This window comes from Actinomadura rubteroloni (genome assembly GCF_002911665.1).
Taxonomy (GTDB): domain Bacteria; phylum Actinomycetota; class Actinomycetes; order Streptosporangiales; family Streptosporangiaceae; genus Spirillospora; species Spirillospora rubteroloni.
On record NZ_MTBP01000003.1, the window covers coordinates 345,071 to 355,869 of the forward strand.

Consider the following 10,799-nt stretch of genomic DNA (forward strand, 5'->3'; position numbering starts at 1 on the left):
GCCGCCGTCGGCTCGGCGCCCGGAGGGCCTGGTTCGCGTCCATGGACGATGCGACGGCTCTCGACGTCGTGTGACTTCTGTCACTTTTTGTCCGATAAGTTCAGTTTCTAGCGGTTCCAGGGCCGTGCTGGTCACAGAACAGCCTGGTCAGCACGCACATGCCGCGCGTCCGGCCGTCCGACCGGACCGTGACAACCCGCGCGATGCATGACCGCCCGCACGGTGCCGCGAAGGGTGTCCTTGGCGCGCTCCAACCACTCCACCGGAGGCCCTGGCGCGCCCTGCTTCCGGCCATTTGGACAACATCCATGCAGGTCACGGATTTCGGCCACCGCTAACCGTCGATTGGCTACCGGGGCAAAGTGCAACGCGGTCGGCCGCATGGGACCGTTCCGGACGGGTAATACCCCCGCGCCCCGGCGGACCGATGCAGGCGACCCCCGGCTGACCTCGCGCATCGTCCGGCAGGGGCAAAATGACCAGTGAGTCCCGGGACCGCGGTCCCGGACGGGTTGATCACCAGGGGTGCCTGGGAAAGGCGGGTCGTCGGTGTCGCGCGAGAGCGAGTTCGTGGTGGTGGCCAACCGGCTTCCGGTGGACAGGGTGGCGGGCGGCAACGGATGGCGGCGCAGCCCCGGGGGATTGGTCAGCGCGATCGCCCCGGTCATGCGCAGCCGTCAAGGGACGTGGGTCGGATGGTCGGGCGCGGCGGGCGAGGAACTCGACCCGTTCGTGGAGGACGGGATGCGCCTCGTCCCCGTCCAGCAGACGGCCGAGGACGTCGAGCTGTACTACGAGGGCTTCTCCAACGCGACGTTGTGGCCGCTGTACCACGACGTCATCGCGCCGCCCGTCTATGACCGGGCGATGTGGGACGCCTACGTCCGCGTCAACGAGCGGTTCGCGGCGGCGGCGGCCGAGGTGGCGTCCGAGGGCGCGGTCGTGTGGGTGCAGGACTACCAGCTCCAGCTCGTCCCGGCGATGCTGCGCGCGCTCCGGCCCGACCTGAAGATCGGCTTCTTCCTGCACATCCCGTTCCCGCCGCCCGAGCTGTTCTACCAGCTCCCGTGGCGGCGCAAGATCCTCGAAGGGCTGCTCGGCGCGGACCTGGTCGGCTTCCAGCTCCCCGGCGCGGCGGCGAACTTCGTCCGGCTGTGCCGCCGCCTGCTGGACGCCCGCACCGTCAAGCAGGACGTGGAGTGGGAGGGCCGCCGGGTCCGGGCGCGGGCGTTCCCGATCTCGGTGGACGTGGGGGAGCTGCGCGAGCTGATCTCCCGCCAGGAGGTCCGCTGGCGGGCCGATGAGATCCGCGCGGACCTCGGCGGCGGGATCGTCCTGCTCGGCGTGGACCGGCTCGACTACACCAAGGGCATCACCCAGCGCCTCCAGGCGTTCGGCGAGCTGTTCGCCGACCGGGAGCTGAAGCCGGGGGAGGCGGTGTTCGCGCAGATCGCCACGCCGAGCCGCGAGCGCGTCGAGCAGTACCAGCTCCTGCGCGACCAGATCGAGCAGCAGGTCGGCCGGATCAACGGCGAGTACGCGGAGCTGGGGTCGCCCGTCATCCACTATCTGCACACGTCCTACGACCGCGAGGAGCTGGCGGCGCTGTTCCTCGCCGCGGACGTGATGGTCGTGACCCCGTTGCGGGACGGCATGAACCTCGTCGCCAAGGAGTACGTCGCGTGCCGTGAGGACCTGCGGGGCGTGCTCGTGCTGAGCGAGTTCGCCGGGGCCGCGCCCGAACTGCGGCGCGGGGCGTTCCTGGTCAACCCCTACGACATCGACGGGCTGAAGGAGACGCTGCTGGCGGCCATCCGCTGCGAGCCCGCCGAGCAGGCGCGCCGGATGCGCGTCATGCGCAAGCGCGTGCTGGAGCACGACGTGGACCGCTGGGCCGCAGAGTTCCTCGACGAGCTGGAGGACCCGGCCGCGCAGCCCGCCGGGTGACGCGGAACCGGCCGGTGCCGCGCGGGCACCGGCCGGGACGGGTCAGGACGCGGCGGGCACGTCGAACGCGGCCCAGACCGCCTTGCCGCCGCTGCCGAGCGGCGCCCAGCCCCAGGCGGAGCTGACGGCGCCGACGACGAGCAGGCCGCGCCCGCTCTCGGCGAAGACGTCCTCGGCCGGCAGGACCGGCTCGGGCCGGCCGGACCCGGGATCGGTGACGACCGCGACGAGCCGCCGCGGGTGGCGCAGCAGGACGAGCTGCAGGCGCCGTCCGGCCCCCGGGGCGAGGTCGCGCAGGCCGTGCCGCAGCGCGTTGGTGACCAGCTCGGAGACGGCCGTGACGGCGTCGTCGGAGACCGCGGTGAGGTCCCACGCGGCCAGAGTCGTGGACGTGAACGCACGGGCTTCGTGCGGCGCCTCCGCCTCGCCCGCGAGGACGAGCCGGGCGGTCTCGGGCGTGCCGGTGTGCGGGGCGGGCCAGTAGCCGCGCAGGCCGGGCTCGGGTACGGGCGCGCTCCAGGAGACCGGGGTGCGGGGCGCGGCGGGCGCGGAGTGGTCGGCGTCGGGATGCCGGCGCCGCCGCGGACCGTCGGCTGCGGGGACGGCGACGGCGTGTGCCTGGTCAACGATCATTGTCAGAACCCCAAGGCGAACGGGTGAAGCGGGGGCGGGCGTTCGCTATCTTGCTCCCCAAGTCGTGCATATGCAAGACCGTATGCATGAACGAATGCACGTGCATCTCGTACCATGCCTGGTGGAGCGGGGGCGGGACCACGGACTCCCGGGTGCCGGGAGCCGGAACGCCGAAGGGGGCACGATGAAGGGGCAGGAGCTGCCGTCCACCAGGCCGGCCGACCTCGTGTGGCAGAAGAGCCGGCGGAGCGATCCCGGGGGCAACTGCGTGGAGCTGGCCGAACTCCCCGGCGGGGACATCGCGGTCCGCAACTCGCGCTATCCCGACGGCCCGTTCCTCGTCTACACGCGCGCGGAGGTCGAGGCCTTCGTCGGGGGCGCCAAGGACGGGGACTTCGACCACATGCTCGTCGGATCGGCGGGCTGAACCGAACCCGGTTCGCATCGGCGGCGTCCCGGGTACCGTGCCGGACATGGACCTGGGGCAGATCGCCGCGCGTACGCCCGGCCGGCCCGCCGTCGTCATGGCGGGCTCGGGACGGGTCGTGACCTACCGGGAACTGGACGAGGAGTCCAACCGGCTCGCGCGGCTGTTCCACGCCGCCGGCCTGCGCCCCGGCGACCACATCGCGCTGCTGCTGGAGAACCATCCGCTGTTCCTCGCGGTCACATGGGCGGCGCAGCGGTCCGGCCTGTACTACACGGCCGTCGGCACACGGCTCGGCGCCGACGAGGCCGCCTACATCGTCGACGACTGCGGGGCGCTGGCGTTCGTCACCAGCGCCGCGCTGGCCGGCGTCGCGGCGCCCGCCGCCGAGCGGGCGCCGCGCGTCCGGCTGCGGCTGATGCTCGACGGCACGGCGCCCGGGTTCGCGTCCTACGAGGAGAGCACGGCCGCCTTCCCCCCGCTTCCGCTCGACCGGGAGCTGGAGGGGGCGGACATGCTGTACTCGTCGGGCACCACGGGCCGTCCGAAGGGCGTGAAGCCGCCGCTGCCGGACGTCCCGTTCGGCACTCCGGGGCCGCTCTACCAACTCGTCTCGCTGCTGTTCCCGCCCGGCGAGGACGCGGTGTACCTGTCGCCCGCCCCGCTCTACCACGCCGCGCCGCTGCGCTACAGCATGGCGTTCCAGCGGTTCGGTGCGACGGTCGTCGTTCAGGAGAAGTTCGATCCGGAGGCATCGCTCGCCGCTGTCGAGCGGTACGGCGTCACGCACAGCCAGTGGGTGCCGACGATGTTCGTCCGGATGCTGAAGCTGCCCGAGGACGTCCGCACCCGCTACGACGTCTCGACGCTGCGGTACGCGATCCACGCCGCCGCGCCGTGCCCCGTCCCGGTCAAACGGCGGATGCTGGAGTGGTGGGGGCCGATCCTGCACGAGTACTACGCCGGTACCGAAGGAAACTGCTTCGTCTACGCGAGCCCCGAGGACTGGCTCGCGCACCCCGGCACGGTGGGACGCCCGCTGCTCGGCCAGGTCCACGTGTGCGACGACGACGGCCGTGAACTCCCGCCCGGCACGGACGGCACGCTCTACTTCGGCGACGGCCCCGCGTTCGCCTACCACGGCGACCCGGCCGGGACGGCGGCGGCGCGCGACCCCGGCGGCCGTGGCTGGACCACGCTCGGCGACATCGGCCACGTGGACGCCGACGGGTTCGTGTACCTCACCGACCGCCGCGCGTACACGATCATCAGCGGCGGGGTGAACGTGTACCCGCAGGAGGCGGAGAACGTCCTCGTCGTCCATCCGAAGGTCGCCGACGCGGCCGTGTTCGGGATCCCGGACGCCGAGATGGGGGAGGCGGTCCACGCCGTCGTCCAGCCCGCCGACCCGTCGGCCGCCGGACCGGAGCTCGCCGCCGAGCTGATCGCCCACTGCCGGGACCGGCTCGCCCACTACAAGTGCCCGCGCTCGGTCGACTTCCGCACCGAACTGCCGCGCCACCCGACCGGCAAGCTGCTCAAACGGCTGCTGCGCGACGAGTACCGGCCGTCCTGAAACGACGAACGCCCCGTCCCTGGAAGGTTCCCAGGGACGGGGCGTCCGGACGAGCCGAACCGTCAGTGCATCGGCACGTGCTGCTTCTCGACCGGGCCGGCGTCGGTCGCCGACGGGTCCACCCGGTGGCGCGGCATGAGCACCGCCGGGACGAACGCGACGACCAGCAGCACCAGCGACCACCAGTAGGTGTGCTGGAACGCGTCGGACATCTTCTTGAGGATGCCCTGCAGGACGTCCGCCGGGAGGTTGGTCGGCAGGGTCTGCCCGCCGCCCTCACCGCCGCCGCCCCCGCCGAGGCCCTCGCTCTTGAGCTGGTTCGTCAGCAGGACCGCGATGAACGCGGTGCCGATGGACGCGGCGACCTGCTGCAGGATGTTCAGTCCGGTGCTCGCCCGCGGGACCTCCGCGTGCGACAGCGTCTGCATCGCCGCGGACATCGTCGGCATCATGGTCATGCCCATGCCGAGGCCCATGACGAACAGAGCGGCGCCGATCAGCCAGTACGACGCGTCCGGCTTGATCTGGGTGGCGAAGCCCGCCGCGCCGAGGATGCTGAGCACGAGGCCCGCGATGACGACCTTGCGCGCGCCGATGCGGTCGGTGAGCTTGCCGCCGGCCGGCATCGTCACCATCGCGCCGAAGCCCTGCGGGGCCAGCAGCAGACCGGACGCCATCGCCGACTCGCCGCGCACCTGCTGGAAGTACAGCGGCAGGATCAGCATCGCGCCGAAGACCGAGCACGCGAACAGCACGAGCGTGCCGGACGCCGACGCGACCGCGCGGCGGCGGAACAGCCGCAGGTCGATCAGCGGGTTCTCGTTGCTCGGCCGCAGCGCGTGGGCGACGAACGCGATGACCAGCACGGCGCCGCCGATCGCGGTGATCAGGACGTCCGTGCGGCCGAAGTCGTTCTTGGCCGCGCCGGTCGCCAGCCCGTAGATCAGGGCCGCGAGGCCCGGGGACAGCAGCAGCAGCCCGATGAAGTCCAGCCGCTCGGCGGGCTGGGCCTGGTCGCGCTTGAGGATCCGCGCGGACAGCACGAGCGCCACCGCGCCGATCGGCACGTTGATGTAGAAGATCCAGCGCCAGGACACGTCGTCGACGAGCCAGCCGCCGAGGATCGGGCCGAGGATCGGGCCGAGCAGCATCGGGATGCCGACGATGCTCATGACCTGACCGACGCGCTTCGGACCCGCCGCCTGCGTCAGGATCGTCATGCCCGCCGGCATGATCATGCCGCCGCCCAGGCCCTGCAGGACGCGGAACAGGATCAGCGACTCGGCGTTCCAGGCCAGGCCCGCCAGTGCCGAACCGATCACGAACAGGCCGATCGAGATCATGTAGAGGCGCTTGGTGCCGAACCGGGCCGACGCCCAGCCGGTCACCGGGATGACGGTCGCGAGCGCGAGCGTGTACCCGGTGGCGACCCACTGGATCTTCTCCAGCGAGGCGTCGAGGTCCTCGGTGAGGTGCTTGAGGGCGACGTTGACGACCGTCACGTCGAGAATGGACATGATCGCGCCGAGCACGACCACCATCGCCACGGCGAGCACGCCGCGATCGAGTCCTCCGCCGCCGGCGGCCTCGGAGGGTGGGCCGTCCATCGCCGAGGGGGACGCGGGAGCGGTCAAGAAACTTTCCAATCGTCGGGCCGCGCGCAGGTGCGCGGGCGGGCAGGGTCGAGGGCGGTCGTATTACCGCAGCAAAATACTGCAGCGACTGACACTTTGCGACCTCTTAACGTTCGAGCTGGTCTGCAGTATTCCGGGTGGGTCCGACAGTCTCGTTCGCCTCCGCCCGGGAGCCTCCCGGTTCGTCGTCACCAGCGTCCTACCTCGGCCTTCGCGGAGGTCAAGCGACTGTGACGGACGAGACATCGCATCGTTAGCCTTTGGTATGGACTGTCCGGAACGTGCAAACTCATCGCTCCGGTGCCTAGGGGTGGGGGAGCCCCGAGCGGCCCCGGACGGCGGGGGTGGGGCCGTCCGAGGCCGCTGTGGGGGGTGGGGGGGTCATCCGAGGGGCTTGGGGGTGCCCTTCTTGCCCGGGCCGTGGCCCCACTTCAGGACCTCGTACTTCACGCCCTGGATGTGGCCGGCGTCGGTGCCGGTGACGTACTTGCTCGCCGGCTTCTTCCCATCGACCAGGTGGCGGAAGGTGTAGGTGTCCAGGTCCAGCATCACCCCGCGATGCGAGGGCTCACCCGGGCCGACGTCGCCGACGAAGCCGGTGACGCTACGGCCCTGGTAGGACACCTTGACCTTGGTGTTCATCGGCCACGACGGGCTGGCGAACATGCCCTTCTGCATCGGCTTGCCCGACGCGGGGGCGCCGGTGTCACCGTTCACACCCGAACCGTCGTCCCAGAAGTAGGACGCGGTCGTCTTACCGGTCAGCAGCGCCTTCTTCTTCGCCGGAGCCTTCTTCACCGTGTGCTGGGCGGCGGCGGTCGTGGTGGCGGCCTTGGTCGCCGGGGCCTCGTCCTGGGTGGACGCGGCGGCCACACCAGCCACCATCATCCCCGCCAGAGCAGAACCCGTCACCGTCGCCATCAGAACATTCGTCGCACGCTGATGCATCAAGAAATCCTTTGTTCGACGGACAGAACAACCGCCCCAGGCCCGGATCCGGGCATGCGTCACCCGCTATGGGTGCGCGTGGAGAGCGGCGGCCGAGAAAGACATCTCGGCGCGGGCGCCGTGCGAAGGAGGGAGAAGAAGGTCGCCGTCACAACGGCCGACCGGTCCCGCCCGTCAGAACAAGGCGGGGCACGACGCTTCAGGTTGGTGCCAGGTCATCACAACACCTGCACCACCCCAACGATTCCCCCGAAAGGTAAAGGATGGCCAGCTCGCAGCCACCCTGTCGTTGGGATCTGACCGTTACAACCCCTCGGGCACGCAAACCATGCCCCTCGAAAGGTAAAGAACGAGGCCCCGTCGCGCCGACTGGCCTTGAAGGCCCAAGGCACAAGGGATATCGGCCAATGTCAGGGGAAGACGCTTAGGCGGCGCCCCAGGGATTCGCCGCCGATGATCTCCTGGCCCGGCACGATCTGAACGACCACCCAGCGGGCGGCGGCGAAACCGGAGAGGTCGAGCGGCCGACGAATCCCACGCACGCTGACGAACTTCAACGCCGGTAGATCGAACAGGGGTTCGACACTGGAGATCTCGTCGCAGAAGTCGAGGCGAAGGGTCTCCAGCGCCGGCAGGTGGCGGAGTGCATCGACGTCGGGGATGGACGTCCTGGACACGTCGAGGTACTTGAGCCGACGCTGCTCGCGAAGCGGGCCGAGGTCCGTGACGTTCACGCAGTCGTCGATGATGAGGGTCTTCAATTCAGTAGCGGCGAGCGGGCCGAGATCTGAGAGCCAGGCGTTGTCTCGAATGACCAGATGCTCTACGGACGGGGCTCTGGCGATGAGGCTGGCGAGTCCGCCGTTCAGATTCATGCAGGGAAGATAGACGTCACGCGCCCGGCTCAGCCGGGGGAGCTGATCAACATCAATGGGAAGCGGGGAATCGAAAATGCTGAGGTTGATCAGCCTGTCCTGGCGCTGGAGCGGGCCGTAGTCGTCGATGTCCAGCGGTCCGGTCAAGGAGACGGAATCGAGTCGCGGCAGGGAGTCGAGGAACGACAGGTCGAAGGCCTTCGCGTCATCCGCGGCGAGCAGAGCGACGTCGATGCTCACCCTGGCGACGGACGCCCGGTGCGCTCCGAGTCCGTCGAGGTTCGCCACACAGCCTCCGCCGAGTCTTATGCGCGGGCCGACGGGAAGCGCGCGGAGGGCGCGCATTTTCGCGAGGGAGTCCACCATGAGTTCAAAGCCGTGGGCGGCGTGCGGGATGACGGTCCGCGCGAATTCTTCTGGATCGAAGTGGTTCCAGGCCGTGTCGATGCGGGTCTGCACTTCCCAGCGCTCGTCCGAGGCGTAGCGGGCGAGGAGGTCGAGCGCTTCCGGGCCGTTGATGAGCGTCACCAGATGCACGATCGCGGCGGCGGTCTCGACGGAGTAGCCGCGGAGTGTCGGAGGCAGCGCCATCAGGACGGTCTTGCCCGCCACAGCGAGCGCACCGGCCTGGTCGACCGAGCGCGGGGGCAGGAGCTTCGTCAGGCATTCGTTCAGGCGATCGTGGGCGTCCGCCGGGATGGCGGGGAGGGTTTCGAGGCAGGAGACCGCTGTCAGGCGCAGGGCGCGGGCGCGGCGGGACTCGGACGGGATGCGGTCGAGGATGCCCGTCAGGAGTTCGCGGCGCAGCGGTTCGTTCGCGTGGCCTGCGGCCATGACGACTGTCTGGCGCCACTGGTCTCGGTGCGCGTTGTGGATGAGGTGGTCCATGTCGCCGAGGTCGGCGGCGTGTTTGGCTGTTAGGTACTCCTGGACCGTCCGGTGGACGAAGTCGACGCGGCCGTCCACCGGTTCGCGGATCACGCCGCTGCGGTGCAGGAGCAGGTCGAACACCGCGTCGGCGGGCGCGTTGACCTGCGGCATAGCCGTGAGGCGGTCGGCGATCAGGGCGCGTACGGCCGACGTCGGTAGTTCTACGCGGTTCGTTGTGGAGAGGCGCCAGGCCAGTTCTTGAAGCAGGCGGATCTTGTGGTCGCGCTCGACTAGGACCGTGCGTGCGGACGGGACGTCGCGCTTCACGTCCCGCGATTCCAAAAGCAGGTCCAGGACGGCCGCGTAGAGGCTCATCCGGTTGCTCGGCAGGATTTCGCGATCCAGGTTGAGAGCGCAGAGCATGCTGGCCAACAACGGGCTGCTTGCCAGAGCCAGGAGGTGCGGCGTCGATTCGAGGCGTCCCATCAGGCGTGCCTGGTACGTCGGCAGCTTCTCCGGTTCGCAGGGGAGGCCGCTCGCGTCCCGCACCGCGTCGTGCCAGTGGGCGACGAGCGCGCGGATGTCGGCGGGGCCGAGCTTTTCCAAGAACAGAGTCGAGAAGCCTTCGTGGCGCAGCCAGTCGGGACCGGCCGCCGCCGGACGGGATGTCACCACCACCCGGATCCCGGGAAAGTCGTTGATCATCTGACACAGCCACTGCCGGACGTCCTGCCGCTGCGGCCCGGTGATCTCGTCCACGCCGTCCACCAACAGCAAAGAACGCCCGGACGCCAGCACCCGGTGCGCCCATCCGCGCGGCATCAGACCGGACAAAGTGCCCGCGACGTCGTCCAGGAACTCTTCCGGCCGAGGCAGAGGTCCGCCCGCGTGCCGCCGGAGTTTCACCAGGAACGGCACGTGCCCGTTCCACTCGGCCAGTTCGCCGGTGAAATGCCCGCGCGCGGCCGTCACCGCGATCCAGTGCAGCAGCGTCGTCTTCCCGCCGCCGGCCTCGCCACGCACGAGCGTGAGCCGGTCCCCGCTCAGCGCCTCCTCGACCCGCACCGACCCGCCGGGCCGCTCGCCGCTCCGCCAGTCGCTGATGCGCGGCGCCTCGCGGCGCCGGTCCAGGTTCCGCGCGACGTTGAGGCTGATGTAGGCGACGCTCAGCGTCGTCCGGGGCCGCGTGAACCGCTCGAACCGCACCCCGAGCAGGTCTAGGACGTCCAGGGACTCGCTGATCGACGCGAGATAACGGGTGGTGAACGCGACGTCGTCGTCCGTGCCTTCGGGAGCGTCCAGCGAGCGGGCGGGCAGACGCAGCAGCATCGCGTCCACCCGGTCGGCGAGCCCGCTCAGCCGGGACAGGGTCTCGGCGGCGGCGCGCGGCGTGAACTCCGGCAGATGGATCAGGATGCGGGCGAGGCAGTCGCAGCACTCGTCCAACGTCACCTCGTACAGCCGCGCCCCGGCCTCGCCGAGCTGCGCGGCGGCCGAACGGGGCGGCAGCGCGGCGCGCAGCCGGCGGGCGAGCCGCACCGGGTCGGCATCGTCGGCGAGGAACGCCTCGTCCGACAGGTCCGCGCGGTCCAGCGTCAGCGTGACCTGGAACAGCGCCGCCGCGCGGTCGCCGTCGGTGAGGCCGCGGAACTCGTGCGCCGCGAACGTCATGATCCGTCCGGTGACGGCGTCGGCGACGCCCTCGAACTGCCGGGTCGCGCGGCGGCGCCGGATCTCGTCGGGGAAGCCCGTCCGGATCAGGTCGACGAGGTCCTTCCCGGCCGCCGCGCGGGCGGCGCGGCCCGCGAGCCAGCGGCCCGCCGCGATCTGCACCACCGACCGGCCGACGTTGATCGCGGCGACTTCGACGGACACGCGCACCTCCGGGC

7 protein-coding genes are annotated in these 10,799 nt (G+C 70.6%); 3 read left to right on the plus strand and 4 right to left on the minus strand.

What is annotated here, in order from left to right; genetic code table 11:
• Positions 1-549: 549 nt before the first annotated feature.
• Positions 550-1,947 (plus strand): alpha,alpha-trehalose-phosphate synthase (UDP-forming), encoded by a 1,398-nt coding sequence (locus BTM25_RS22780; protein ID WP_103565028.1) that lies wholly within the window; start codon positions 550-552, stop codon positions 1,945-1,947.
• A gap of 42 nt (positions 1,948-1,989) precedes the next feature.
• Here the strand turns inward: BTM25_RS22780 and BTM25_RS22785 are convergent, their stop codons facing one another.
• The gene (locus tag BTM25_RS22785; RefSeq protein WP_103565029.1) at positions 1,990-2,580 is read right to left on the minus strand and encodes an ATP-binding protein; all 591 of its coding nucleotides are present in this window, start codon (positions 2,578-2,580) and stop codon (positions 1,990-1,992) included.
• Positions 2,581-2,764: 184 nt separating this feature from the next.
• Here BTM25_RS22785 and BTM25_RS22790 point away from each other — a divergent pair, with 184 nt between their 5' ends.
• Positions 2,765-3,007 (plus strand): DUF397 domain-containing protein, encoded by a 243-nt coding sequence (locus BTM25_RS22790; protein WP_103565309.1) that lies wholly within the window; start codon positions 2,765-2,767, stop codon positions 3,005-3,007.
• Between the two features lie 46 nt (positions 3,008-3,053).
• Entirely contained in the window at positions 3,054-4,583 is a 1,530-nt protein-coding gene (locus BTM25_RS22795; RefSeq protein ID WP_103565310.1) for an acyl-CoA synthetase, read from the plus strand.
• A gap of 62 nt (positions 4,584-4,645) precedes the next feature.
• Here the strand turns inward: BTM25_RS22795 and BTM25_RS22800 are convergent, their stop codons facing one another.
• The 3 genes from BTM25_RS22800 to BTM25_RS22810 form a co-directional block, all read right to left on the minus strand.
• The gene (locus BTM25_RS22800; RefSeq protein WP_103565030.1) at positions 4,646-6,190 is read right to left on the minus strand and encodes a DHA2 family efflux MFS transporter permease subunit; all 1,545 of its coding nucleotides are present in this window, start codon (positions 6,188-6,190) and stop codon (positions 4,646-4,648) included.
• Positions 6,191-6,598: 408 nt separating this feature from the next.
• Positions 6,599-7,165, minus strand: a complete 567-nt coding sequence (locus tag BTM25_RS22805) for a hypothetical protein (RefSeq protein ID WP_103565031.1) — start codon at positions 7,163-7,165, stop codon at positions 6,599-6,601.
• A gap of 410 nt (positions 7,166-7,575) precedes the next feature.
• On the minus strand, positions 7,576-10,785 hold the full coding sequence (locus BTM25_RS22810) for an NACHT domain-containing protein (RefSeq protein WP_146059116.1): 3,210 nt from the start codon (positions 10,783-10,785) through the stop codon (positions 7,576-7,578).
• Between the last annotated feature and the right edge of the window lie 14 nt (positions 10,786-10,799).